Annotated in this window: 17 protein-coding genes; 9 read left to right on the top strand and 8 right to left on the bottom strand. The window is 68.5% G+C overall.

Going from position 1 to position 26,162, the window contains the following annotated elements; all coding sequences use genetic code 11:
- Positions 1-137: 137 nt before the first annotated feature.
- The 3 genes from ACODRZ_RS11295 to hflK all read right to left on the bottom strand — a co-directional run bounded on the left by ACODRZ_RS11295 (position 138) and on the right by hflK (position 3,864).
- The gene (locus ACODRZ_RS11295; RefSeq protein ID WP_488970383.1) at positions 138-1,685 is read right to left on the bottom strand and encodes a Do family serine endopeptidase; all 1,548 of its coding nucleotides are present in this window, start codon (positions 1,683-1,685) and stop codon (positions 138-140) included.
- 170 nt (positions 1,686-1,855) lie between these two features.
- Positions 1,856-2,710: a protease modulator HflC gene (gene hflC / locus ACODRZ_RS11300; protein ID WP_488970292.1), complete on the bottom strand. Its 855-nt coding sequence runs from the start codon at positions 2,708-2,710 to the stop codon at positions 1,856-1,858.
- Positions 2,707-3,864, bottom strand: coding sequence for a protease modulator HflK (hflK, locus tag ACODRZ_RS11305; RefSeq protein ID WP_488970291.1), 1,158 nt, complete (start codon positions 3,862-3,864; stop codon positions 2,707-2,709). Before hflK ends, hflC begins: the two co-directional genes overlap by 4 nt.
- Positions 3,865-4,079: 215 nt before the next feature.
- Here hflK and ACODRZ_RS11310 point away from each other — a divergent pair, with 215 nt between their 5' ends.
- From ACODRZ_RS11310 to ACODRZ_RS11325, 4 genes are read left to right on the top strand one after another with little or no spacing between them, the layout of a single operon-like run.
- Entirely contained in the window at positions 4,080-5,084 is a 1,005-nt protein-coding gene (locus ACODRZ_RS11310; protein ID WP_488970290.1) for an Mrp/NBP35 family ATP-binding protein, read from the top strand.
- Positions 5,084-7,354, top strand: a complete 2,271-nt coding sequence (locus ACODRZ_RS11315; RefSeq protein WP_488970289.1) for a xanthine dehydrogenase family protein molybdopterin-binding subunit — start codon at positions 5,084-5,086, stop codon at positions 7,352-7,354. Before ACODRZ_RS11310 ends, ACODRZ_RS11315 begins: the two co-directional genes overlap by 1 nt.
- Positions 7,351-8,367, top strand: a complete 1,017-nt coding sequence (hemH, locus tag ACODRZ_RS11320) for a ferrochelatase (protein WP_488970288.1) — start codon at positions 7,351-7,353, stop codon at positions 8,365-8,367. The genes ACODRZ_RS11315 and hemH overlap by 4 nt, the downstream gene beginning before the upstream one ends.
- Before the next feature lie 60 nt (positions 8,368-8,427).
- Entirely contained in the window at positions 8,428-9,387 is a 960-nt protein-coding gene (locus ACODRZ_RS11325; protein ID WP_488970287.1) for a MarR family transcriptional regulator, read from the top strand.
- Between the two features lie 7 nt (positions 9,388-9,394).
- On the opposite strand, the gene ACODRZ_RS11330 is transcribed toward ACODRZ_RS11325, so the two are convergent.
- Complete coding sequence (locus ACODRZ_RS11330; protein ID WP_488970286.1) at positions 9,395-9,838, bottom strand: PilZ domain-containing protein; 444 nt, start codon at positions 9,836-9,838, stop codon at positions 9,395-9,397.
- A 173-nt stretch (positions 9,839-10,011) separates the two neighbouring features.
- On the opposite strand from ACODRZ_RS11330, the gene ACODRZ_RS11335 reads away from it, so the two are divergent.
- Both ACODRZ_RS11335 and ACODRZ_RS11340 read left to right on the top strand, forming a co-directional pair.
- Positions 10,012-11,676, top strand: coding sequence for an NAD(P)/FAD-dependent oxidoreductase (locus ACODRZ_RS11335; protein WP_488970285.1), 1,665 nt, complete (start codon positions 10,012-10,014; stop codon positions 11,674-11,676).
- Positions 11,677-11,733: 57 nt separating this feature from the next.
- Entirely contained in the window at positions 11,734-12,906 is a 1,173-nt protein-coding gene (locus tag ACODRZ_RS11340) for a BaiN/RdsA family NAD(P)/FAD-dependent oxidoreductase (protein ID WP_488970284.1), read from the top strand.
- Here the strand turns inward: ACODRZ_RS11340 and ACODRZ_RS11345 are convergent.
- The 4 genes from ACODRZ_RS11345 to ACODRZ_RS11360 form a co-directional block, all read right to left on the bottom strand.
- On the bottom strand, positions 12,903-14,591 hold the full coding sequence (locus ACODRZ_RS11345) for a hypothetical protein (RefSeq protein WP_488970283.1): 1,689 nt from the start codon (positions 14,589-14,591) through the stop codon (positions 12,903-12,905). The genes ACODRZ_RS11340 and ACODRZ_RS11345 overlap by 4 nt on opposite strands.
- A 13-nt stretch (positions 14,592-14,604) precedes the next feature.
- Positions 14,605-16,323, bottom strand: coding sequence for an Hsp70 family protein (locus ACODRZ_RS11350; protein WP_488970282.1), 1,719 nt, complete (start codon positions 16,321-16,323; stop codon positions 14,605-14,607).
- A gap of 191 nt (positions 16,324-16,514) precedes the next feature.
- Positions 16,515-17,585 carry a LacI family DNA-binding transcriptional regulator gene (locus ACODRZ_RS11355; protein WP_488970382.1) on the bottom strand — a complete coding sequence of 357 codons (1,071 nt, stop codon included), beginning with the start codon at positions 17,583-17,585 and terminating at the stop codon, positions 16,515-16,517.
- Between the two features lie 60 nt (positions 17,586-17,645).
- A complete protein-coding gene (locus tag ACODRZ_RS11360) occupies positions 17,646-18,974 on the bottom strand; it encodes an MFS transporter (RefSeq protein ID WP_488970281.1) in 1,329 nt (442 codons plus the stop codon).
- A 174-nt stretch (positions 18,975-19,148) separates the two neighbouring features.
- On the opposite strand from ACODRZ_RS11360, the gene ACODRZ_RS11365 reads away from it, so the two are divergent.
- The 3 genes from ACODRZ_RS11365 (at position 19,149) to ACODRZ_RS11375 (ending at position 26,151) form a co-directional block, all read left to right on the top strand.
- On the top strand, positions 19,149-20,303 hold the full coding sequence (locus ACODRZ_RS11365) for a glycoside hydrolase family 68 protein (RefSeq protein ID WP_488970280.1): 1,155 nt from the start codon (positions 19,149-19,151) through the stop codon (positions 20,301-20,303).
- A gap of 5 nt (positions 20,304-20,308) precedes the next feature.
- Positions 20,309-21,211 (top strand): ROK family protein, encoded by a 903-nt coding sequence (locus ACODRZ_RS11370; protein ID WP_488970279.1) that lies wholly within the window; start codon positions 20,309-20,311, stop codon positions 21,209-21,211.
- A gap of 206 nt (positions 21,212-21,417) precedes the next feature.
- Positions 21,418-26,151: an NAD-glutamate dehydrogenase domain-containing protein gene (locus tag ACODRZ_RS11375; protein WP_488970278.1), complete on the top strand. Its 4,734-nt coding sequence runs from the start codon at positions 21,418-21,420 to the stop codon at positions 26,149-26,151.
- Positions 26,152-26,162: the final 11 nt, after the last annotated feature.

Raw genomic sequence — 26,162 nt, forward strand, 5'->3', positions numbered from 1 at the left:
CGCCCTGACGAGGGTTGGGTTTCACGCGGCCAGCGGTCCCAGCCTTCGCTGGGATGACGTTTATGCGAATGATCCACACGAAAAGGCCCGCCGGATCGCTCCGGCGGGCCTTTTCCTTTTACGCCGTCAGCGTCGTGTCAGCGCAGGCGCACCGGCACGAAGGTCGCCTGCTGGCCGCGCGGCTGGACGCGCAGGAGGAGGGCCGAGCGGCCTTCCGCCTTGGCGGCGTTGATTGCCGCGGTCAGGTCCGCTGCGGTCGTCACCGGGCGGCCATTGGCCTGCAGGATGATGAAGCCACGCTGGAAGCCCTTCTGGCCCGCGTCCGAGTTCGGATCGACGGCGACGATCACCACACCCTTGGTGCCGTCCGCCGCGCCGAGCTGGCGGGCGATGGCCGGGGTCAGCGGGGTGACGGTCAGGCCCAGCGAGTTCTCGATCACGCCCTTTTCCTGCTGCGCAGGCGGATTGTTGAAGGCGTCGTCGTCCTGGTCGCCGTCGGGCGAGAAGGACTGCGAAAGCTCGTCCTCGCTCGGGCGCTTGGCGACCATCGCGGTCAGCGTCTGGCGCTTGCCGTTGCGGATCACTTCGACCGGGATGCGCGAACCCGGCGCCGTGTTGGCGACGATGTACGACAGCGACTGGTCCTTGGTGACTTCCTTGCCGTCGACCTTGACCACCACGTCCCCGGCTTGCAGGCCGGCCTTGGCGGCGGGGCCATCGGGCTCGACGAGTTGGATGAACTCGCCCTTGTTGTGCGCGATGCCCAGCGAATCGGCGAGATCCTCATTGATCGGCTGGATGCGCACGCCAAGGTAGCCACGCTCGATCGTCTCGCCCTTGATGAGCTTCTGGACGAGCGGGGCGGCGGTTTCGGCCGGGATGGCGAAGCCGATGCCGACGCTGCCGCCGGTGGGCGAAAAGATCGCGTTGTTGATGCCGATGACCTGGCCGGCCATGTCGAACATCGGGCCGCCGGAGTTGCCCCGGTTGATGGCCGCGTCGGTCTGCAGGTAACGGTCATAGGCGCCGCTGCTGCCGGTGCTGCGGTAGACGGCCGAGACAATGCCCGCGGTCACCGTGCCGCCGAGGCCGAACGGGTTGCCGATGGCGATGATCCAGTCACCCACGCGCGCCTTGCGGCTGTCGCCGAACTTGACGAACGGCAGACTCTTGCCAGCGTCGATCTTGAGCACCGCAAGGTCCGAGGCGGCATCCTTGCCGATCAGCTTGGCGGGATACTCGGTGCCGTCGGGCATGGTCACGGTAATGGATTCGACCTGACCCTTGCCCTCGGCGGTGATGACGTGATTGTTCGTCACCACGTAGCCGTCGGCCGAGACGATGAAGCCCGAACCCAGCGACTGCGCCTCGCGCGTCTGGGGCGTGCCGCCGCCTCCGCCTCCACCCTGGCCGCCGAACAGGCCCTCGAACGGGGTGCCGGCGAAGGGGTTGCCGCTGTTGCCGGCGACCTGCACCTTCTGGCGGGTCGAGATGTTGACGACAGCCGGCTGCAGCTGCGCCGTGAGATCGGCAAAGCCGGAAGGCGCGCCGGCACGCGGCACGACCTTCGAGATTTCGCTGGCCTCGTTCTGGGCCACCTGCGCGCCTGCGGGGTAGCCGGTGACGAGCGATGCGGTCATGCCTCCCAGAAGGAGTGCAGTGGTCAGTCCATAAGCATATCGCACTGGCTTCACGTCCTTTGATTCCTCCGTTTCGGCGGCTTGCGCCAAGATCCGACTGGTAACCCCGAAGCGGTTTCACGCCCCGCGAGCTTAACCGGATTTGAATGATGCGGAAATCCGCCACTTTTACGCGCGTTCGACCGTTTACTCCGAAGGGCAACGGCCGAAATCGCTCACGGCTCCCTGAAATGGTTCAGATAGGCATTGTCGGGTGACAGCAGGATGGTCTTGGCGCCGTTCGGGCTGCCCGGCGCACCCTTGCCGAACGAGACCGCGTAGCTCTGCATGGCGCGGTAGAAGTCGTAGAACTGCGCGTCCTTGCCGAAGCTCTCGGCGTAGATCTTCGCGGCCTGCGCCTCGGCTTCGGCGCGGATGATCTGCGCATCGCGCTGGCCTTGCGCGGCGATGGTCTTGGCCTCTTCCTGACGGCCTGCCTCCATGCGCACGAAAGCGGCGGCCAACGCCCCTTCGGGCAGGTCGGCGCGCTTGATCCGCACGTCCACCACCTGCGCGCCGTATTCGGCGGCCTCGCGGTCGAGCAGCTTGCGGATGTTCTGCATCGCCGCGCCGCGCTCGGCGGTGAGCAGCGACTGGAAGGTGCGCTTGCCCAGTTCCTGACGCACGACCGAGGACAGGATCGGCTCCAGCTGCTGGGTCACCCGCTCAGTCGTCCCGGCGGAGCGGACCATCTTCACCGGATCGACGATGCGATAGCGCGCGTATGCGTCCACGTTCAGCCGCTGCTGGTCGGTGGAGAGCACCTGCTGCTGCTGCATGTCGACCGACAGCAGGCGCTTGTCGATGCGGATCACCTGCTCGACCAGCGGGATGCGCCAGTGCACGCCCGCGCCGGTCTGCCCGTAGGCCGCATTGGCGATATAGGGGTTGTACACCCGCACCGGGCGGCCGGTCTGGACGACGACCGCCTGCTCGTCCTCGGGGACGACGATGGTGCTCATCATCAATCCGACGACGACGGCGCCCGCCGCGATCCACGCGGCCTTGTAGTCATGCCACAGGTTCATCACTGGCCTCCCGTGCTGGTCGGTACGCTGACCGACGTGTCGGGAGCGGGGGCGACACGGCGCTGCATCTCGGGCAGCGGCAGGACGGTGTTCACGCCCTTTTCGCCGACTACCGTGTCATTGTCGCGCAGGACGCGCTCCATCGTTTCGTAGTACATGCGGCGCTTGGTCACTTCGGGGGCGAGCTTGTATTCCTCGTAGACCTTGTCGAACGAGCTGGCATCGCCCTGGGCGCGGGCGATGACCTGCTGCGCCCAGGCGCGGGCTTCGGAGCGGTCGCGCTCGGCTTCCTGCTGGGCGACGTTGACGTTGTCGAATGCGCCCTTGGTCTTGGCGGGCGGGTCGGCCTTCTTGATCTCGACGCCCTGGATGGCGATGCCGGAGCGGTAGAAGTCGAGGATGCGCTGCATGCGCTCGCCCACGTCCTGCTCCACTTGCGCGCGGCCTGCACCGGACAGCGCCTGACCCAGCGTGACTTGCGCGATCGAGGCGCGCATAGCGGCCTCGGCGACTTCCTGCACGGTGTCGTCCGGGTCGGCGAGGCGGAAAGTGTAGTCCTTAAGGTCCTTGATGTTCCAGCGCACGAGGTAGCTGAGATCGACCAGGCTCTTGTCGCTGGTGAGCATCAGCTTCTCGTTCTCGTTATCGGGAACGGTCACCACCTGGAACGAGCTGACATCGACGACCTTCACCTGCTCGATCGGCCAGGGAAGGGTCAGGCTCACGCCCGAATCGACGGTACGCGAATACTGGCCGAGCGTGGTGACCACGCCCTGTTCCTTGGGGCCGAGCATGTGGACGCTGGAGAACCCGAGCACCACCAGCACCGCCGCGCCGATGCCGAGCGGCAGCCACGACTTGCCGTCCGGACGGCGCGGCAGGTTGGGGAAGCCGCCGGGGCCGCGCGGGCCGCCGCGTCCGCCACCGGGGCGCCGCTGATCGCCGCGCCGGAAGATGTCCTCGATGCTGGCCGAGCGGCGGGGCGGGGTGCCCTCTCCGCTGGGGAGCCAGGGATTGCGGGGGCCTTTGCGCTCGGGGGGTTCGGACTGCGGCTCTTCGGGCTGGCTGCCGGATGCGTCTGCGCCGTCGGAGCCTTCGCCGTCTCCGCTACCGCCGCCGTCATTGCCGCCGCCCCACGGGCTGTTGCGTCCCGTCATCCGGGAAATTCCCGTTCCGTCCCCCGGCACGCCGCCAGGCGTGTCTGCACCACCGATAGCTGTCATGAGGCTATCTATAAGAACCCCTCGGGCAAATAACAGTGCCTCTCTTGCCCTTTTTCCCCGCGTGTGCCACCTGAGCGGCGAGCGCCGGGGTATCCCTCGACCATGACGAACACCCCGGAAACGAACCGGCAATCTACTGGAGACGACGAGTGAGCAGCGCCGACGGCATTGGGGCAGGAACCGAAAGCGACGATCTCAAGGCGCTGCTCCAGCCCGAGGCCGCCGCGCGTGTCCGGTCGCTGCGGGTGGCGGATGGCCGCGCGACGCTGGTGCTCGACGCGACCGGGCTCGACGCCGCCGCGCGGGCGGGGATGGAAGCGCTGGTGCGCGATGCGCTCGGCGGCAAGGTCGCCGAAGTGCGCGTGGCGATGATGGCCGACAAAGCCGAGCCCGCGCCTCCCAAGGGACCGCGCATCATTGCGGTGGGATCGGGCAAGGGCGGCGTCGGCAAGTCCACGCTTTCCGCCAATCTCGCGGTGGCGCTGGCCCGGATGGGGCGGCGCGTTGGCCTCGTCGATGCGGACATCTACGGACCCTCGCAGGCGCGGCTGCTCGGCACCGAGGGCCAGCGCGCCACCGCGCACGAGGGCAGGCTGGTCCCGGTCGAGAGCCGCTGGGGCGTCCCCGCGCTGTCGATGGCGCACTTGTCCGCCTCGGGTCAGGCGATCGCCTGGCGCGGGCCGAAGATCTCCGGCGCGTTGCTCCAGCTGGTCGAGGGGCATTGGGAGGGCGCCGAAGTGCTCATCGTCGATCTGCCGCCCGGCACCGGCGACGTGCAGCTGACGATGCTGCAGCGCTGCAAGCCCGCAGGCGCGGTGATCGTCTCGACCCCGCAGGACCTCGCGCTGATCGATGCGACCCGCGCGGTCGAGCTGTTCACCAAGGGCGGCGTCCCCGTCGTCGGCGTGGTCGAGAACATGGCGGGCTATGCCTGCCCCCACTGCGGCGAAGTCAGCGATCCGTTCGGCTGCGGCGGCGCAGAAGCCTCCGCGAAGGAGATGGACGTGCCCTTCCTCGGCCGCATCCCCCTCGACATCGCGATCCGGCGTGAGGGCGACGCGGGCACGCCCACCGCCGCCGGAACCGGCCCGCAGGCCGAAGCCTTCACCGCGCTCGCCGCGCAAGTCGCAAGCTGGCTGGACGCCAACACCTGATGGCGGTTTCCCGCCGTAAAGTGCTCATCGGAGCGCTGGCGGGCGGCGGGCTCGCGCTCGGCTACATGCTGCGCCCGCGCAGTTATCCGCTGCCGCTGCAGCCGCGCGAGGGGGAGTTCGCCTTCGATGCCTGGATCCGGATCGGCACCGATGGCGTCGTCACCGTCTCGGTCCCGCAAGTGGAGATGGGGCAGGGCGTCACCACGCTCATCCCGCAGATCGTCGCGCATGAACTCGGCGCGGACTGGCGGCAGGTCGCGGCCGAGCCCGCCCCTGTCAGCGCCCGTTACGCCAACCTCGCGCTGGCGGCGAAGTGGGCGCCGCTCTGGATGCCGTTGCTGCCCTCGCTCGCCGATGAACCGGACGACCTCCTGACCCGCCGCTGGGCGGAGAGCCACGTCTTCGATGTCACCGCCGACGGCACCGAAATCGCCGCCTACGAAGCCGGAGCCCGCGCCGCCGCCGCCTCTGCCCGCGCGATGCTGGCACAGGCCGCCGCCGCCCGCTGGAGCGTCGCCTGGGAGGAATGCGAGGTCGCGAACGGCTTCGTTACGCACGAGGGCAGGAAGCTGCCCTTCGGCCCGCTGGCCTCCGAGGCTGCGCGGTTTTCCCCGCCCTCGACCCCGCCGCTGCGCCCCGAGGCCATGGCCGAGCGCCCCGGCGAATTCCCGCCCGGCGCGCGCCTCAGCTATCCGCGTCTCGACCTGCCCTCCAAGGTCGATGGCTCATGGACTTTCGCGGGCGACGTGCGCCTTCCCGACATGGTCTTCGCCGCCATCCGCCATGGCCCGATCGGCCGAAAGACCTTCCTCTCCGACCTCGACGAAAGTTCGGCCAGAAACATGCTCGGCTTCCTGCGCACCGTGCGTAGCCCGCAAGGACAGGCCGCATGGGTCGCCGCCGTCGCCACCGACGGCTGGGCCGCCGAGCAGGCGCTGACCCGCATGGAGCCGGGCTTTCGCGTCGCCGCCGGGGCCGAGTCCGACGCCGTGGACACCGCGATGGACGAGGCGCTGCACAACGCCAGGGCGCACCGCATCCACTCGGCGGGCGATATGTCGCTGGTGAAAGACCGTCTGCCGATCCAGCTGGGCTACGAAGTCTCCCCCGCAATCCACGTCACCATCGAAACTTCGGCTGCGACCGCATGGCTCCATGACGGCAAGCTGGAACTCTGGGTCGGCACGCAGGCCCCGCAAGCTACGCGCGAGGCGGTCGCGGCCGCGCTCGGCATGGATGTGCGTGACGTGGTGCTCTACCCCGTCGCGATCGGCGGCAGTTTCGACCGCCGCCTCGAATTCGGCCATGCCGTAGAGGCCGCGCTGATCGCCCGGGAGGTGGGCAAGCCCGTCCAGCTCACCTGGTCTCGCCGCGAGGAATTCCGCGCCGGTCTGCCCCGCGCGCCGGTCTCGGCGGTCATGGCCGCGCGCCCCGATACCGACGGCCAGATCGCCGGCTGGCGCTCGCGCATCACCGTACCCGCCACCGCGCGCGAGTTCGGCCGCCGCCTGCTGGGTGGCGAGGCGCTTTACGAAGCACTCGAAGCAGTCGCGCTCGATGCCGATCCGATGGCGCTCGAAGGCGCGGTGCCGCCTTACGCCATTCCCAACCTCGCGATCGACCATGTCCCCGTGCGCGTAGGCCTGCCCACTGCCCGGATGCGCGGCAATGCCCACGGCTGGACCGCCTTCTTCAACGAGAGTTTCGTCGACGAACTCGCCCACAAGGCCGGGCGCGAGCCCTTGTCCTACCGCATGGCGATGCTGGGCCACGACCCGCGCCTCGCCGCCTGCCTCCAGCGTGTCGCCGCGCTCGCGCAGTGGGGTGGCGGCTCGGACGCCAGCGGGCAGGGCCTCGCCTGCCACGTCATCGGAGGTGGCCGCATCGCCGTCATCGCCAGCGCCCGGCGCGAGGCCGAAGGCGTGCGCGTCGACCGCCTGAGCGCCGTCGCCGACGTGGGCCGGATCGTCAATCTCGACATCGCCCGCCAGCAGATCGAGGGCGGGCTGGTTTTCGGCCTCGGCCTCGCGCTCGGCTGCGCGGTGCGCTATGCAGGCGGGCGGCCGGACAGCGAGAGCCTCGCCGCGATGGGCCTGCCGACGCTGGCCGACTGCCCCGCGATCGAGGTGGACTTCATCGAGAGCAAGGAAGACCCCGCTGATCCGGGCGAACTGGGCGTCGCCGCCGTCGCCCCGGCCGTCGCCAACGCACTTTTCTCGGCGACGGGCCTGCGCCTGCGCCGCCTCCCCTTCTTTGCCGAGGACGTATGACGCCAGACCTTTCCCAGCCCGTAGAGGGAGGCATCGGCGTCCTCCTCGTCAATCTCGGCACCCCCGATGCGCCCACCCCCGACGCGGTGCGCCGTTACCTTGCCGAATTCCTCTCCGACCCGCGCGTGGTGGAGATCCCGGCGATCGCATGGAAGCCGATCCTCCACGGCATCATCCTGCGCACCCGCCCGGCGAAATCCGCCCATGCCTACAGCCAGGTCTGGACGCGCGAGGGTTCGCCGCTCGCCGCCATTACCGCCGCGCAGGCCCGCGCGCTGCAGGAGCGGCTGGGCGACGGCGTCAAGGTCGATTGGGCGATGCGCTACGGCAATCCCTCGCTCCCCTCGCGCCTGCAGGCGATGAAGGAGGCTGGCTGCGACCGTATTCTCGTCGCCTCGCTCTACCCGCAGTATTCGGGCGCGACGACGGCCTCGGTGATGGACAAGCTGGGCGATGCCCTGCGCGCGATGCGCTGGCAGCCCGCGCTGCGCACCCTGCCGCCGTACTATGCCGATCCGGCCTATATCGCGGCGCTGGAGGAGGACGTCGTCGCGCATGTTTCCGCGCTCGATTTCACGCCCGAAGTGCTGCTGCTTTCCTACCACGGCATGCCCGAGCGCACCCGCCAGCTTGGCGATCCCTACCACGACCACTGCCGCGAAACCTCGCGCCTGCTGGTCGCGCGGCTGGCCCAGCGCCTACCGGACCTGCGCGTGGAAACCAGCTTCCAGTCCCGTTTCGGCCGCGCCAAATGGCTCGAACCCGCCACCGAGACCGTGCTGGAAGCCGAGGCCAAAGCGGGCACCCGGCATCTCGCCATCCTCGCGCCCGGCTTCTCGGCCGACTGCGTCGAAACCCTTGAGGAACTGGCGATCCGGGGGCGCGAGGTCTTCGAGGAAGCGGGCGGCGAACGGCTTGCCGTGCTCCCCTGCCTCAACGCTCGCGAGCCCGGCATGGCGATGCTGGAAGCCCTCGCACGGCGCGAGTTGTCGGGCTGGGTTGCAGCAATTTAACTGTCGGTAGCGGCACGTTTGTTCCAACTCTGTTCTCGTTTAGAGGGAAGGATTTGGATCATGCGCGAGGCGGACTATCTCCAGCCCGACTTTGCTTATGGTGGGCCGGAGAAATCGGCGTCCGGCGGCTCGGGCACGGCGCTGTCGATCTACGCCAACCGCGCCCACTTGCGCGCGACCTTGCGGGAAGATGCCGACGCGGCGGGAATGCGCATCGCCGCTGCCGCGCCGCTCGCCGATCTCGTCACGATGGGAGAAGGACTGGCGCAGGCCCGCCTTGCCGACGTGGTACTGGTCGATTGCCCGCAGGTCGATGCAGGCGTGCTGGCGGCGCTCGCCCGGCTGGATTTGCGCGCGGCGAGCGGCGCGACCCGGCTGATCGTCTCGACCGGGGTGGAGGCGCTGGACGATGTCTTCGCCTGCATGGACCAGTCCGCGCCCGTCCTGCTCGTCGATCCCGACCGGGCCGAGCGGGTGCTGGCGCTGGGCCGCGTGCTGGCGACGATGCCTTCGGGACGGGTGCGCGAACTCTCCGACGACGACCGCCTGATGCTGCTGCGCCTGACCGAGCAGGTCGGCCAGATCGCGGGCCGCATAGACCGCCTCGATCTGCACGGCGGCGTCCCTCAGCCACCGCCTGCGGCTTTCGCAGGTGGTCCCGCGCCGGGGCAGCTTCCCGATGCCCGGCTGGTGCGCCGGATCATCCGCCAGCGTCAGTTGCGCGCGCGGTTTCTGGACAAGGATCTCTTCGCCGATCCGGCCTGGGACATGCTGCTCGACCTCACTGCCTCGCGGCTGGAGGGCAAGCGGGTCTCGGTGACCTCGCTGTGCATCGCGGCCGGAGTACCGCCGACCACCGCGCTGCGCTGGATTGGCCAGATGGTCGATGCAGGCCTGTTCGTGCGCCTCAGCGATGGCACCGACAAGCGCCGCGCCTTCATTGACCTCAGCGACAAGGCGGTGCAGGCCATGGCACGCTATTTCGCGGAGATCGCCCTGACCGGGCCAGCACCGATCTGAGCCGCTTTCAAAGGCGCACCGTGCCGTCCACCCAGTTGTGCGCCACCTGGCGCAGCAGTTCGCGGTCGCGCGGCAGGCGCGACAGGTCGTCGAGATCGCGCGTGGCGATGAGTGTGGGCTCCTCGATCGGGTCGAGGAACGAGAGGCCGCAGCGCTCGCCATCGCACCAGACGACTTCCCCGAAGGCATCGAAGCCGCTCCATTCGAGCACCGCCTCCTGCCCGGGCTCCATCCTGCGTCCGGTGATGACCCGGGCGCCGCGCATCGACAGGTCGGAAAGGATGACGTGCCAGGTATCGGTGCGGGTTACCAGCCGGGCGGGCAGCCGCACACGCAGGCGCCCGTTCCCCCGCCGTCCGCGTTCCGTCTGGAGATGAGTCTCGCTGCCCGTGCGGAGGCTCTGCCTTCGCGCGGCCTGCCAGGCGGTTGCGCTCTGCATGAGGGAAGGCACGTAGTCGCCTTGCCGTTCTCCACCGACTCGGGGTTGCTTCGCTGCGCTGTCAATGGCGAATGGCGGGTTCCGGTTTCAGGTTGCGCCCGTTAGACGGGCCAGCCGCGTGTGGCGGCGCTGGAAGCCATACGCCGCCATGGCGTTCCGGCGCGTCAGCGTATAAAGGCGCGCGGATGCTTCGCCTCACCGATATTGCCCTGCCGCTCGACCATACGCCCGCCGACCTCGATGCGGCGGTCGTCCAGCGCCTCGCCATCGCGCCGGCCGACCTCGAGCGGGTCACCGTGTTCCGCCGGGGTAACGACGCGCGGCGAAAGAATGCGATCAAGCTGGTCTACGCGCTCGACGTCACGGTTAAGGACGAAGCCGAGGTACTCGCCCGCTTCGCCGACGACCAGCACGTGCGGCCTACCCCGGACATTTCCTACAAGTTCCCCGTCCACGCGCCGGCGGACTGGTCGGGCCAGCGCCCCGTGGTCATCGGCGCGGGTCCGTGCGGCCTCCTGGCCGCGCTGATCCTTGCGCAGATGGGACTGAAGCCGATCATCATCGAGCGCGGCAAGGCGGTGCGCGAACGTACCAAGGACACCTGGGGCCTGTGGCGCCGCTCGGAACTGAACCCGGAAAGCAACGTCCAGTTCGGCGAGGGCGGCGCGGGCACGTTCTCCGACGGCAAGCTCTACAGCCGCATCAAGGACCCGCGCCACCTCGGCCGCAAGGTCCTGACCGAATTCGTCAAGGCGGGGGCGCCCGACGACATCCTGACCGAAGCGCATCCGCACATCGGCACCTTCCGCCTCGTCACCATGGTCATGTCCATGCGCGAGACGATCGAGCAGCTCGGCGGCGAATACCGCTTCAGCACCCGCGTCGAGGATTTCGAGATTGCCGAAGATGGCGGCGAGCGTCGCCTCACGGGCCTGCACCTGTCGACCGGGGAATACCTGCCCGCCGAGCACGTCATCATGGCGGTGGGCCACTCTGCGCGCGACACCTTCGAGGTCCTCCATAACCGGGGCGTCCAGATCGAGGCCAAGCCCTTCGCGATCGGCGTGCGCATCGAGCACCCGCAAAGCTGGGTGGACAAGGCGCGCTATGGTCCTTGCGCGGGCAACCCGATTCTCGGCGCTGCGGCCTATGCCATCTCGCACAAGGCGAAGAACGGGCGCACCGTCTATTCCTTTTGCATGTGCCCAGGCGGGCGCGTGGTCGCTGCGGCAAGTGAGGAAGGCGGCGTCGTCACCAACGGCATGAGCCAGTATTCGCGCGCGGAATTCAACGCCAACTCCGGCCTCGTCGTGGACATTAGCCCCGAACGCGATTTCCCCGGGCATCCGCTGGCGGGCATCGCGCTCCAGCGCAAGTTCGAGAAGCTGGCTTACGTGGCAGGCGGATCGGACTACCGCGCGCCCGGCCAGAAGATCGGGGATTTCCTTGCCGGACGCCCCTCGACCGAACTCGGCGAGGTCAATCCCAGCTACCAGCCCGGCATCCGCCTGACCGATCTGGCGCAGTGCCTGCCCGACTACGTGGTCGAGGCGATCCGCGAGGCTCTGCCGGTATTCGGGCGGCAGGTACCCGGTTACGACCATCCCGACGTCGTCATGACCGGGGTGGAGACGCGCTCGTCCTCGCCGGTGCGGATCGGACGCGGCAAGGACTGCCAGAGCCTCAACACGCGCGGTCTCTATCCGGCGGGCGAGGGTGCGGGCTATGCGGGCGGAATCCTTTCCGCCGCCGTCGATGGCATCCGCGTGGCCGAGGCGCTGGCGATGGAACTGCTCGGCGGGGGTTTCGATGCGTCGACAAGCTCAGCACTCAGCCCGAGCGGGAATTGAGATGTACCGAATTTTCCCGCTCGTCCTGAGCCCGTCGAAGGACGGATGGCCCAACGCATGACCCAATACGACGCCATCGTGCTCGGTGCCGGGGCGGCCGGGCTGTTCTGCGCCGCCACTGCCGGCCAGCGCGGTCGCCGCGTGCTGCTCATCGACCACGCGCCGGAACCGGGCCGCAAGATCGTCATCTCCGGCGGCGGGCGGTGCAATTTCACCAATATCCACACCGCGCCCGATCGCTATCTGTCGAGCAACCCGCACTTCGCCAAATCGGCGCTGAGCCGTTATACGGCAGCGGACTTCCTGGCGCTGATGGAGAGCCACGGCATCGCCTGGCACGAGAAGACGCTGGGCCAGCTGTTCTGCGATGGCTCGGCCCGGCAGGTCGTCGCGATGCTGCTGGAGGAGTGCGAGAAAGGCGGCATCACCCTGCGCTGCGGTGAGGCGGTGGGCGAAGTCGAGCATGCCGACGGTCTCTATCGCGTGCATCATGGCGAGGATCTGGCGAGCGCCCCCGCACTGGTGATCGCCACCGGCGGGCCGTCGATCCCGAAGATGGGCGCGACGGGATTCGCCTACGATCTTGCACGCAAGTTCGGGCTCAAGATCGTGCAGCCGCGCCCGGCGCTGGTGCCGCTGACCCTGCCGGGCGACGAGGCGCTGTTCCGCGAGCTGTCAGGCGTCTCCACCGAGATCGTCGCGCGGTGTGGCAAGGCCGCCTTCCGCGAGGCGGCGCTGTTCACGCATCGCGGGCTGTCCGGCCCGGCGATCCTGCAGATTTCCAGCTACTGGAAGCGCGGCGACACTGTGACCGCGCAGTTCCTGCCCGATCGCCCGGACGGCTGGCTGCGCGCCCTCAAGCGAGAGCGTCCGCGCCTTTCGTTCCGCAAGGCATTGGGCGATGGCCTGCCCGAGCGGTTGGCCGATGCCCTGTGCGGACGGCTGGGGCTGGAGGGCGAACTGGGCGCACTGACCGACAAGGCGCTCGGCGCGGCGGAAGCGCGGCTGGCGCGCTGGCCTTTCCTGCCCGATGGCTCGGAGGGCTTCGCCAAGGCCGAAGTCACGGCGGGCGGGATCGACACCGCCGAACTCTCGTCCAAGACCATGGAAGCGAAAAGCGCGGCGGGGCTCTATGTGATCGGCGAGGCGGTGGACGTCACGGGCTGGCTGGGCGGCTACAACTTCCAGTGGGCCTGGGCCAGCGCGCGGGCGGCCGGGCTGGCACTCTAAAGCGTCATCAGGATGTCGTGCCGCTCCTTGCCCTTCCAGTCGAGCGCGGCCTTCAGCAGCGAGATCGTTGCCACGCAGCGGTTCGGATCGGCGTCATTGCGCATGGCGGCGGAAACCTGCTCCTTGCTGAGACCGCTGGCGGCGATGACCTCGCGCACGAGCTGCGCGGGCACGCTGGCTGAACGGGCAGGCGCCTTTTCCGGAGCCTTGAGCATCCCCCTCTGAGCCAGCGCGGCGGCGAACTGGCGCTCCTTGTCACGGACTTGCGCGGGGACCGGGGTGCCCGGCGGGGGCGCGCTGCGCAGCATGGTCTGGCGGCAGGCTTCGGTCCCTTGCGCCTTTGCCGCTTCCAGCAGCGCCAGCCGCAGATTCATCGTCGTCTCGAAGTCGTCACCGGTCAGCAGTCTGCCATCGAGGTAGGTGCGCGCGCGAACCAGTTCCAGCCCGCCTGCCACCGTGGCCTTCTCGTCCACGGCGCCGTCTTCGGTGAAACGGATGCGCCGGGCGAGCAGGCCTGCGAGTTCCGGCTCATGGCTGCTGAGCCAGGCCGGATCGTGTTCCGGCCCGAACACTTCGGTGACGGTCGCGACGAAGGCATCCTGCCGGGCCTGCGGGGCCTTCGGGTTATCACCAATGGTAAGCAGGAACGCGAGGAGGATCAGTCCGCCCAGCACGATCAGTCCGGTCGGCCAGGATTTCGCTTCCTCCCACGATGCCACGCGCTGAGAGTCGAAATGGTCTTCCAGCTCCGGGAAATGCTTGCGCACGCCCGCGAGCAGGCCGCGCACGTCGCCGCCGGAGGCGCGCAGGAAGCGGAGCGCTCCGGCGGAACCCGCGCGGTGCAGTTCGGCCCAGGCCTTGTGGTAGCGGTGGCCCTTGTCCTGCACCTTGCGCTGGAAGCGATAGCCGCGCAGGCGCGCGCCGAGGTAGTCCACCGTCTCGCGCGCGCCGATGCGGCCCCACTCCGCTTCCCAGCCGAGCGCGGCGGTGGTTCTCTCGAGAACAGGCGCACTGCGGGGCCAACTGCGGGCCAGCAGTCCGGCAAGCCAGTCCTCCATCTCCCCTTGCTGGTCGATGGGGGACCAGTGGATCGCATCCAGTACGGTGTCGAGGAGCGTCAGGGCCTGCGCCGCCTGCGCCTCGTCCAGTGGCTCGGCGGCGTCGCCATCGAGCAGGGCGGCGAGGCGGGCGAAGGGGGATTGCAGGGCGTCGGTGCCGATGGGAGCCCTATCGGTATACCCCTCGATCAGCGGGGGCGTGAAGGGATGGGCCGATACGGGAGGGGGGGCTTCGGCGAGCGCGGCCGTTTCATCCGGCACGAAGTCCGCGGCCAGCCTTTCGAACAAGGGCGCATCCTCCATGGCGGGAATATGCGCGGCGAGCGCCGGGTCGATGGGCCACTCGCCGGGACCCGGGTTCGGCAGTGTCGGCGCGGCGTGGAGCCATTGTGGAGGAGAGGTTTCGTGTCCGGGCGCAGTTTCGGGCACAACTTCAGACACAGCGTCAAACGAGGGCATAGACTTCGCGATGCGCAGTGCGGTGTCGCGGGCGCTGCGCAATTGTGCGTAGCCCTCGACGTCGGCGTCGAGGTCCATCATCTTGATCCGGGCCGCATAGGCGCTGCGGATGGCCCTGGCGTCGCCAGTCGGCACTATGCCGAGCAGCGACCACGGAAACGCCGCCATTACTCCCATCGCCTCAGAGCGGGCTGACGCGGTCGAGTTCGTCGAGGCGCTCCATCAGGAAACCGCGCGCATCGGCGATGCGGCGGGGGTCCTGCGTGTCGAGGGCGCCGACGAATTCGGTGATCCAGTGACCGATCGCCTGCCTGAGGTCGCCGATGTGGTCTTCGTAGCAGCGTTCGGCGCGGGCGATCAGGGCGACGTTCCCTGCCTCCTCGCGCGGATGGAACTTGAGCTTCGCCAGCGCGGCGCGGCGCTTCTCGATGTCCCTGGGGTCGGGCCGGTCCTCCTCGTCGATGATGACGAGGTTGCGGGTGGTGCCGCTCAGCGGCACGTGGACGTCGATCTCGAGCAGGCCGGAACTGTCGTAGGAGAAGCGCACTTCCGCGCTGACTTCCCCGGCCGGGCGCGCCGGGACGGGGACCTGCAGCAGGCCCAGCTTGACGTTGCCCGAAACCTCGCGGGCCTCGCCCTGGTAGATGCCGAATTCGATCTGCTTCTGGCCGTCGCCCATCGTGTGATAGGTGCTCATGCGGCTTACCGGGACGGGCGTGTTGCGCTCGATGATGGGAGAGAACAGTCCGCGCTGGAGGCCTCCGTAGCGGTCGTGCTCGGCCACTTCGACGCCCAGTGTGAAGGGGCACACATCCGTGATGCGGATCTCTTCCAGCGCTGCGTCGCGCCCGACGAGGCCCGCCTGGATCGAGGCGCCCAGTGCCACCGCATGATCGGGATGGACCGAGGAGTTGGGGAAGCGGCCGAACAGGCGGGTGATCGCCTTGCGCACCACCGGCATGCGCGTCGCGCCGCCGACGAGGACGATGTCGGAGAGTTCCGCAGCCTCGATTGAGGAATCGCGCAGGGCGCGCACGACGGGGTCGCGCAGGCGGCGCACCAGTGGTTCGCAGGCGGTCTCGAACTCGGCGTCGGTGACTGTCGCGGAAAGGCGCGTCTCGTCCACGGTCAGGGCGAATTCGGCCTCGTTCGCGGTGCTCAGCGCCCGGCGGCAGGTTTCTGCGGCACGCTTGAGCAGGGCGTCGCGGCGCTCTTCGGGCAGGGTGTCCAGCAGGCCCTCGGGGTCGAGGGCAGGGTTGGAGCGGCTGCGCACGAAGGCGGCGAGCGCTTCGTCGAAGTCGTCCCCTCCCAGGCGATTGTCGCCCGCCGAGGCGCGGACCTCGACGATGCCATCGAACATCTCGACGATGGAAACGTCGAAGGTGCCGCCGCCGAGATCGAATACCAGGAACGGCTCGCGGTCGCCCTTGTCCTGCAGGCCGAAGGCGAGGGCGGCGGCGGTCGGCTCGTTGATGAGGCGGCGCACGGTCAGGCCCGCCAGCTCGCCCGCGCGGCGCGTGGCCTTGCGCTGTCGATCGTTGAAGTAGGCAGGGACGGTGATGACCGCCTCGGTCGGCTTCTCGCCGGTCAGCGCCTCTACGTCGCGGACTAGGGCGGTGAGGACGAGGGCGGAGATGTCTTCTGCCTTGTAGTCCCTGCCGCCCAGCTTCGCGCTGCGCTGAGTGCCGATCATGCGCTTGAAGCTGGTGGCGGTGTCCTGCGGATGCGTCGCCATGCGATCGAGCGCCGGGGTGCCGACCCAGAGCTGCCCGTCCCCTGCAATGCCGATGGCGGAAGGGGTCAGCAGTTCGCCCAGCGCGTTGGGCACGAGCTGCGCTTCTCCGTCGCGCCAGAAGGCGACCGCGCTGTTGGTGGTGCCGAGGTCGATCCCGATCAGCATCGCCAGCCGGCCAATCCGTTCAGAAGCACGCTATTCCCCGAAGATTCAATACGTGCCGGGAGTGGTAGCGGGATCGTGGTCTGCGGGTAAAGGGCGAAGTGCCTCCACCATGGTTACCAACTTGATCCGGGGGCAAGTGTGAGCTTGTCGAAGCCCCCGCGCTGCAAACCGCCAGCGGTCCCGGGACGACGTCAGGACCGCGTCGTGTCGCGCGCGATGAGCGTCGGGGGCATGACCTTGCTGTGGCGCGTCTCGCCTTCGATCAGTGCCCGGATCTTCTCGACCATGACTTTCGCGCCCTGGCCGATTTCCTGCCGGACGGTGGTGAGCGGGGGTGAGGTCAGGCGGGCTAGCGGCAGGTCGTCGAAGCCGACGATCTGGACGTCGCCGGGGATCTTCCGCCCGCTTTCGTGCAGGACGTGGAGCGCCGACATGGCGATGAGGTCGGAGGCGGTGACGATGCCGTCGTAATCCGCCTCGGGCGCGGCGAAGGCGGCTTCGAGTTGCGGCCCCATCTCGGCGTCGGCGAGCTTGATCGGGACGTGAGCGATGTGCAGGCCCGCAGCTTCGGCCGCCGCACGGGCGCCGCGAAAGCGCATGGCGATCTCAATGCCCGCAGTGTCGCCGAAGAAGGCAAGGCGCCGGGCTCCGCAGGCGATCAGGTGCTCGGCGGCGAGGCGGCCGCCCAGTTCGTTATCGGTGCCGACGACGATGTGCTTCTGTCCCTCGCGGTGGTTGCCCCAGGCGACGAGCGGGCGATAATGCGAAACGACCTGGTCGATCAGCTCAGACTGGTCCGACTGGCCGATCAGCAGCACGCCATCGACCATGCCCGAGCCGGTGATGCGCTCCAGCCAGTCGGTCGTCCCATCCGGGATCGCACGGCTGAGCATGAGGTCGTAGCCCGCTTCGGTCAACTGGTCGGCGAGGTGGCCGAGCAGCGTCAGGAAAAACGGGTCGGAAATCTGCTGGCGCCGTTCGTGGCCGAGCGGGATGACCACGCCGATGACGCCGGTGCGGCGCGAGCGCAGCTTGCTGGCCATCTGGTTGGGACGGAAGCCATATTGCCGGGCAAGGGCCTGAATCCGCTCGCGCGTTTCGGCGTTGACGAGGGACTTGCCCGCCAGCGCGCGCGAAACCGTGCCTGCGGAAACACCGGCCACGCGCGCAAGATCGGCAAGCGTGCGCACTTCTACATCCGGGCCGGCCAGATCCGGACCAGACGCATCCGTGCCGTCGTTCCCCACGTTGTTCTCTTCCATCCTTGCCGCCATGTCGTACAAAGCCTTAGCACCCGGATCGGCGCGCCGGAAGTAACTTGTTCAGTTAGTTGCCAGTTTCGGCTCCGGTCGACCTCCCGCCTCGACAAAGACGGTGGCAATTGCGCCCGCTACCATCAGCAATCCGGCAAGTATCAGGGCATTGCGCGGATCGTTGCCCAGAATGGGGCCGTAGATGAGCGGCATCGTCAGGCTTTCGATCAGCATCGGGATGACGATGAACAAGTTGAAAACCCCCATGTAGATGCCGTTGCGAGCGGGAGGAATCGAATCGGCGAGGATTACGTAAGTATTTCCCATCATGCCCGCCCAGCCGAAGCCGATGCCCACCATCAGTATGCCGAGCAGCGGCAGTTCGCTGGTCGATGGTATCGCCAGCATCGAAAGGCCCGAGGCGGCAAGGCAGCCGACATGGACGGCACGTGCCCCGAACCGGCTAACCACCGGGATCAACCCGATCGCCGCGACGAAAGCGACCGAATTGTAGAGCGCGCCGAGCTGCTGCTCGGTCAGCACCGCCTCCCGGAATCGGGCCGAATGCACGTCCCCAGTCCCGAACACCGAGCGCGAGATGGCGAAGGCGATATACTGCCAGTAGACCATCATCGCGTACCACTGGCACAGCATGGCGACCGCCAGCTGGCGCATCGGCCGCGGCATCTCGACCACGGCTTCGCGCACTTCGCGCAAGGTGGCGCGCAGCGTCAGCGGAGAGGCCGCGATCCGCTCCTGCTCTTCTGGCGTGAGCGGCAGTTCGGGGACGCGGGTGATCGACCAGATGATCGTCGAGATCGACAGCACTGCTCCGATCACGAAGGCCATGCGCACGATCACCGGGATGCCGTTCGGCCCAAGCAGGTCACGATCCACGAACACGGCCATGATCGAGGGGGCGAGGTACGAGAGCGTATGCGCCAGCCCGGTAAAGGCGCTCTGCACCATGAATCCGGTCGGTCTCTGGTGCGGCGCCAGCCGGTCGGCGATGTAGGCGCGATAGGGCTCCATAGTCACGTTGTTGCCCGCGTCGAGCGCCCAGAGCACCCCGGCCGCCATCCACAGCGTAGAGGAATTGGGCATGGCCAGCAGGCTCAGCGTGCACAGAATCGCCCCGATCAGGAAATAGGGCGTGCGCCGCCCCAAGCGGGACCGAGTGCGGTCGCTCATCGCGCCGATCAGCGGCTGGATGATCAGCCCCGTCACCGGCCCGGCCAGCCAGAGCAGGGGCATGCGCCCCTCGCTCGCGCCGAGGTAGCCGTAGATCGGCCCCATGTTCGCCTGCTGCAGGCCGAAACTGAACTGCAGGCCGAAAAAGCCCAGGTTCATCTCGACGATGCGCGGCAGCGACAGATGCGGCTTGAGGCCGAAGGGCATCCGTTTCTCCGAGTGCGACCATTCCATGCCAGGCACCCCCGGCAAGAACCCGCTGAGTACCGGATGATATTCGCAAAGGCCAAGCAGAGATTGCTCCAGTTTCCCGCACCGCGAGCGCAATAATGGAGCAATTAACATTTGCAGATATTGCAAACGATTGTACACCAACCGCCCATGAACCCTCATCCCGCGACGCTCGAAGCATATCCCACTTTGCAATGGACGGCTCGGGATCTGGCGCGGTTGCGTGAAGGATCGGTGCCCCGCGCGCCTGTGCTCACACATGCCGATGTGCGACGGATCGCCGACGATCTCGATGTGTGGGACGCCTGGCCGCTTGCTTCCATGGGCGGAATCCCGGTGCATTGGCGCGGCGGTGAGCTGTGGTTCGCGCTGGCCGCTCCGGCCTTCGATGATCCGGAGGAGCGCCACGGCGCCGCGCGCATCCATCATTTCCACCGGATCGATGGAGGGTTCCGCCACCTTGGTGCGACCTTCGCGGAAGGGTTCACGCCGGGAAGCCGCGAATGGTCCGGTTCGGCGCTATTTGAGGATGGCGTCGTCACGCTCTATTTCACTGCCGCCGGGGAGCGGGGCGAGGTGGAGCCGACCTTCCACCAGCGCATATTCGCCTGCACCACGCGGCTGGCCGAGAACGGCGATGCGGTCTTCACCGGCTGGTCCGATCCGGTCGAGCAGGTGATCCCCGCCAATATCGTCTACATGAACCGGCATGACGGCACCGGCGAACTCGGCGAGATCAAGGCGTTCCGCGATCCCGCGCCGTGGCGGAGCGAAGGCGGCGAGGACCATCTGCTGTTCACTGCGTCCTCGGCGCGGCACCTCGGGTTGCATAACGGCCTCATCGGCTGCGCGCGGCGCGGCGATGCCGATCCCGAGGGCGGCGTGTTCGAGAAACGGCCGCCGCTGGTCGACGCCTCGGGCATCAACAACGAACTGGAGCGCCCGCATATTGTTGCGCATGGCGGGCGGCTTTACCTGTTCTGGTCGACGCAGGCGAAAGTCTTCGCGCCCGGTATCGACGCGCCGACCGGGCTTTACGGCGCGGTGGCGGACCGGTTCGCGGGGCCGTGGCGCCTGCTCAACGGGCACGGCCTCGTCTTCGCCAACCCGGCCGCAGAACCGTTCCAGGCCTATAGCTGGTGGGTTCTGCCCGACCTTTCCGTGACCAGTTTCGTAGATTACTGGGGGATCGACGATGCCGCGGCGGAGCGCAAACCCGAAGGGCGCGCGCACTTCGGCGGAACCTTCGCGCCCTTCCTGCACTTGCGTCTGGAGGGCGACGTCGCCACGCTGAGGGACGGATAAGGACCATGCACAAGCTAGCGGGGATCGAACTGGGCGGCACCAAGACCGTAGTGGTCCTCGGCGCGCCGGGCCGCATCGACGAGCGGCTGGAATTTGCGACCACCGACCCGGAAGACACCCTCGGCCGCGCGGTCGAGGCGATCGAGGGCTGGCGCGACGACACGCCGGTGGACGCCGTCGGCATCGCCTGCTTCGGCCCGATCCGCGTCTCGCGCGATGCGGCGGACTACGGGACGATGCTCGATACACCCAAGCAGGGCTGGGCCGGGGCCGAAGTGCGCGCCAAGGTGGCCGAGGCGCTGGCATGCCCGGTCGCGCTCGACACCGACGTCAACGGCGCCGCCATGGCAGAGCATCGCTTCGGTGCCGGGCAGGGCTGCGACACCATGGTCTACCTCACCATCGGCACCGGGCTTGGCGGCGGAGTGCTCATCGGCGGCCTGCCTGCGCACGGCATGCTGCACCCGGAGATTGGCCACGTCCGCCTGCGCCGCGCGGCTGCGGATCGCTTCGAGGGTGCCTGCGCCTTTCACGGCGATTGCATCGAGGGCTTGTTGAGCGGCCCGGCGCTCGCCGCGCGGCTCGGCACGCATCCTTCGCGCGTCGATCCCGACAATCCGGTCTGGGAGCCGGTCGCGCATGATCTTGCCGAACTGCTGGTGATGCTGGTGCTGACTGTCTCGCCCCAGCGCATCGTCATCGGCGGCGGGGTTGCAGGCCATCAACCGCACTTGCTGCCGATGGCGGTGGCGCGGATGCCTGCGTTGCTCGGCGGCTACTTGCGCGACTGCACGCGCGAGCGGCTGGCGGGGATGGTCGTGCCGCCGCTGCTGGGCGAGGATGCCGGGCCGATGGGCGCGCTGCTGCTGGCGGCCAAGGCGTTCGAGGGGCATGTCGTGGCGGCTTGACGCGGCGGAGTGCTCAGAACGTTCGCGAACGAATATTGCGCGACTAAGAAATCGTGTTACACCCGCCACCCATTGAAAAATCCTGCCATCACCCGGATGCAGGATCCATCCTACCGGCCTATATGGTCACCCTAAGTATCAATGGGCCGCAGTCCTGACGCGCAAGAAGCAGGCACGGCACACGTTGGAAGATCGCGGAGAAAGCAATGAGCGCAGGCGAACTGACCGTCCCCAAAAAGGCTTCGAAGAAGCGGGGGGCTCTCTCGCCCGCCGCCTTGCACAAGGCGCTCGCCGGAGAGGTCTGCGACGCGCTGCTCCCCGGCGATGACCCTGAGGGTAACTGGATCGACGAGGCCGTGCGCTTCCTGTTGGCCACCGCCGAAGTGCGCGAGGCGGGCGAGGCGGTCATCGACCTGACGTCCGCCAGCGAGGAGCGCCGCATCCTGCGTATCGCGCTGATCAACGACGACATGCCGTTCCTCGTCGACTCGGCCGCCGCCGTACTGGCCGAGGCCGGGCTGGTGATCGATCGCCTAGCGCACCCGGTCGTGCCGGTGCGCCGCGACGACAAGGGCCGCCTGATCGACATTCCCGCCGACCCGGCCGAGGCGACCGGCCGCGAGTCGATGATCTACATCGAAACCCCGCGCGGCGACGCCCGCCAGCGCCGCGAACTGCTGCGCGCGCTCGAAAGCGCCATGGCCGACGTGCGCGCCGCGGTCACCGACTGGCCGCAGATGGTCGAGGCGATGCGCGCCGATGCGGACCGGATCGAGGATACAGAGGGCGCCGAACTGCTGCGCTGGTTCGCGGGGACCATGCTGACCCAGCTCGGACACGTAACGCGGGGCCGCGACGGCAGCCGCAAGGCGCGCCTCGGCATCTGCCGCCGCCGTCAGGAGGACGTGCTGTCCGACGCCAGCTACGACCGCGCCTTCGCGGCCTTCGACGAGGCGCTGGCGGCTGGCAAGGTCAGCGCGCCGCTGGTGGTCAAGGCCAACCGCATCGCCACCGTCCACCGCCGCGTGCCGATGGACCTGTTCCTCGTGCCCGTGATCGAGCAGGGCAAGGTCACCGCGCTGTCGGTCCACGCGGGCATCTGGACGAGCGCCGCGCTCGCTACCCCGCCCGACCGCGTGCCCCGCCTGCGCCGCCACCTCGCCGCCTTCGCCGAGCGCCTGGAGTTCGACCCCAAGGGCCACACCGGCAAGGCGCTCGCCCACGCGCTGACCAGCCTGCCGCATGACCTCGTGCTGGGGCTGGGTGAGGCCGACGTCGAGCGTCTGGCGATGACCATGACGGGCCTCGTCGACCGTCCGCGTCCGCGCCTGCTGCTCACCCGCTCGCCGCTGATGCGCCACTTGTTCGCCTTCGTGTGGCTGCCGCGCGATCTGCTCTCCACCCAGATGCAGCGCCGCATCCAGACCATGATCGAGGAGGCCGCGCAGGCCCCGACGCTCGACTGGAGCATGCAGGTCGAGGCGGGCAACCTTGCGATGCTGCGCTATACCCTCGACATTCGCGAGGGCGTGCATGAGCCTTCCGAAGAGGAGCTGGACCACAACCTCCAGACCCTGCTGCGCGGCTGGACCGAGGCGGTCGAGGCGGCACTGGCGACGATGCTGGAGCCGGGCCGCGCGGCCGCCGTCGCGGGCCGCTATGCCGAGGCGTTCCCGATCGGCTACCGCACCGATTTCGGCCCGCACGAAGCCGCGACCGACATTGCCGTGCTGCGCCGCATCGCGGTCGGCGAAGGCACCGAGGGTGAGGCCGCCGCGCATCGCGACGTGCGCTTCCACAAGCGCGAGGGCGATCCCGAAACCTGGGTCCACCTCAAGATCTACCAGTCCGAAGGCGGCTTGCCGCTGTCCGATGCGGTGCCCGCGCTGGAGAACTTCGGCTTCCGCGTCATCGCCGAAGTGCCGACCGCTCTGGAGAAGGGCAAGCTCGGCGTGATCCACGACTTCGTGCTGGAAACGCTCGACGGCCGCGCGCCCGCAGACGTGCTCGATCAGGCCGCCTCGATCGAGGACGCGCTGCGCGCCGTGCTTAACGGTTCGGGCGAGAACGATGCCTTCAACCGCCTCGTCCCCGGCCTCGGGCTTGATAGTGGCGAAGCGAACTGGCTGCGCGCCTGGTATCGCTACTTGCGGCAGGCGGGGACGCACTTCGGCATCCCCACCGTGGTCGATGCGCTGCAGGGCGCGCCCGCCGTCACCACCGCGATCATCGCGCTGTTCCGCGCCCTTCACGACCCCGCGTTCGAGGGTGACCGGGCCGAGGCGCGCGGCGCAGCCGAAGAGGCGATCCGGGTCGGTCTGGCGAACGTCAACGCGATCAACGACGACCGTTTGCTGCGCGCCTTCCGCGACATCGTGCTCGCCATGCTGCGCACAAATGCCTTTGCTGCAGCGGGCGAGACGGCGCTGGCGTTCAAGTTCGATTCCGCGCTCGTTCCGGGCCTGCCCAAGCCGGTGCCATGGCGCGAGATCTTCGTCTATTCGCGGCGGGTCGAGGGCATTCACTTGCGCGCCGGGCCGGTGGCGCGCGGCGGCCTGCGCTGGTCCGACCGCCGCGACGACTTCCGCGTCGAGATCCTCGGCCTGATGAAGGCGCAGCGCGTCAAGAACGCGGTGATCGTGCCGACCGGCGCCAAGGGCGGCTTCTACCCCAAGCAGCTTCCTGATCCTTCGCGCGACCGCGCCGCATGGGCGGCCGAAGGTCAGGCGAGCTACGAGGTCTTCGTCGACACGCTGCTGTCGATCACCGACAACATCGTCGGCGACAAGGTGGTGCACCCCGAGGGCGTCGTGATCCGTGACGGCGAGGACCCCTACTTCGTCGTCGCCGCCGACAAGGGCACGGCCAAGTTCTCCGACGTCGCCAACGGCATCGCCGACCGCCGCGACTTCTGGCTCGACGATGCCTTCGCCAGCGGCGGCTCGAACGGCTACGACCACAAGGCGATGGGCATCACCGCCAAGGGCGCGTGGCTTTCGGTCCAGCGCCACTTCCTGGAAATGGGCGTGGACGTGCAGGTCGATCCGGTCCGCGTGATCGGCTGCGGCGACATGTCCGGCGACGTGTTCGGCAACGGCATGCTGTTGTCGAAGGCATTGAAGCTCGTGGCCGCCTTCGACCACCGCCACATCTTCCTCGACCCCGAACCCGATCCGGCGAAGGCCTGGGCCGAGCGGCAGCGCCTGTTCGACCTGCCGGTGTCGAGCTGGAACGACTACGACAAGGCGCTGATCTCGAAGGGCGGCGGCGTCTTCCCGCGCAGCCTCAAGTCGATCCCGCTGAGCGAGGAAGTGCGCGCGGCGCTGGACATCTCGGCTACCGAGATCGACCCGGATTCGCTCATCACCGCGATCCTCTCAGCGCCGGTGGACCTGCTGTGGTTCGGCGGCATCGGTACTTACGTGAAGTCCTCGGCCGAAAACAATGTGCAGGTCGGCGATCCCACCAATGACGCCCTGCGCGTCAGCGGCAACGAACTGCGCGTGAAGGTGATCGGCGAGGGCGCGAACCTTGGCGTCACGCAGGCGGGGCGGATCGAGTTCGCATCACGCGGCGGGCGCATCAACGCCGACTTCATCGACAACTCGGCGGGCGTCGACTGCTCGGACAACGAGGTCAACATCAAGATCGCCCTCGCCGCCGCCAAGCGCGCGGGCAAGCTGCCCGAGAAGAAGCGCGTCGAACTGCTGCGCGCGATGACCGACGAGGTCGCGGCACTGGTGCTGGAGGACAACCGCCTGCAGGCCCTCGCGCTCTCCATCGCCGAGCGCGGCGGGGCGCAGGCGATCCCTTCGCACATCCGCCTGATCGAAACGATGGAGGAAAGCGGGCATCTGGATCGCAAGACCGAGGGGCTGGCCGACAACGACGTGCTCAGCCGCCGCGCGCAGGATGGACGCGGGCTGACCCGGCCCGAACTGGCGGTGCTGCTCTCCAGCGGCAAGCTGCAGCTTCAGGCTGCGATCGAGGACAGCGCGCTGGCCGCCGATCCGGCGCTGACCGGGCTGCTGCTCGCCGCCTTCCCGCAGCCGATGCAGGACAAGTTCGGCAAGTTCATCAAGGGCCACCGCCTCGCGAAGGAGATCATCGCGACCAAGCTGGCCAACTGCATCGTCAACCGCCTCGGCATCGTCACGCCGTTCGAACTGGCGGAAGAAGAGGGCGCGCACTTGTCGCAAGTCGCGGCGGCCTTCGCGCTGGCGGACGGGCTGCTGGGGCTCACCGCGCTGTGGGAGAAGCTGGAAACCGCGCCCATGGCAGAGCCCGCGCGTGTTGCGCTGTTCGATACCGTGGCGGTCGCGGTGCGCGGGCACATGGCCGACCTGCTGCGCGCGGGTGCGGGCCAGATCGCCCCGTCCGAACTGGCGGCAAGGCTGGAGAAGGGCATCGCTGCGCTCTCGACCGACACGGCGGAACTGCTCGGAGAGCGCATCGCCGCGCATTCGCGCAAGCTGCGTGACGGGCTGGTCGATCTGGGCGCGCCCGAGGATGTGGCGACCGAAGTGGCGCACCTGTTCGACCTCGACGGCGCGGTGGGGATCGCCTCGCTGTCGGCGGAGACGGGGATCGCGCCGCGTCGTCTGGTTACGGCCTTCACGCGGATCGGCGCGGGGCTGGGGCTGGACTGGGCGCAGGCTTCGGCGGCGCTGATGAGCCCGTCGGACCCGTGGGAGCGGCTGCTGGTCGCGGGTCTCGCGCGCGATTTCCAGCAGATGCGGCTGGACTTCCTGCGCGGCCTTGCCCGGACCAAGGCGGGCAAGAGCGATCCGCTCGCCGCCACCGAGGAATGGGGCCGCCAGCACAAGAGCGCGATCGATGCCTTCCGGGGCATCGTCCACCGCGCGGAGAATGCCGTGGCGATCACGCCCGCGATGCTGGCGCAGATCGCCAGTCAGGCGCGGAACCTGCTGGGGCGGTGACCCTTCGACAA

The organism is Novosphingobium sp. FG90 (assembly GCF_057808725.1).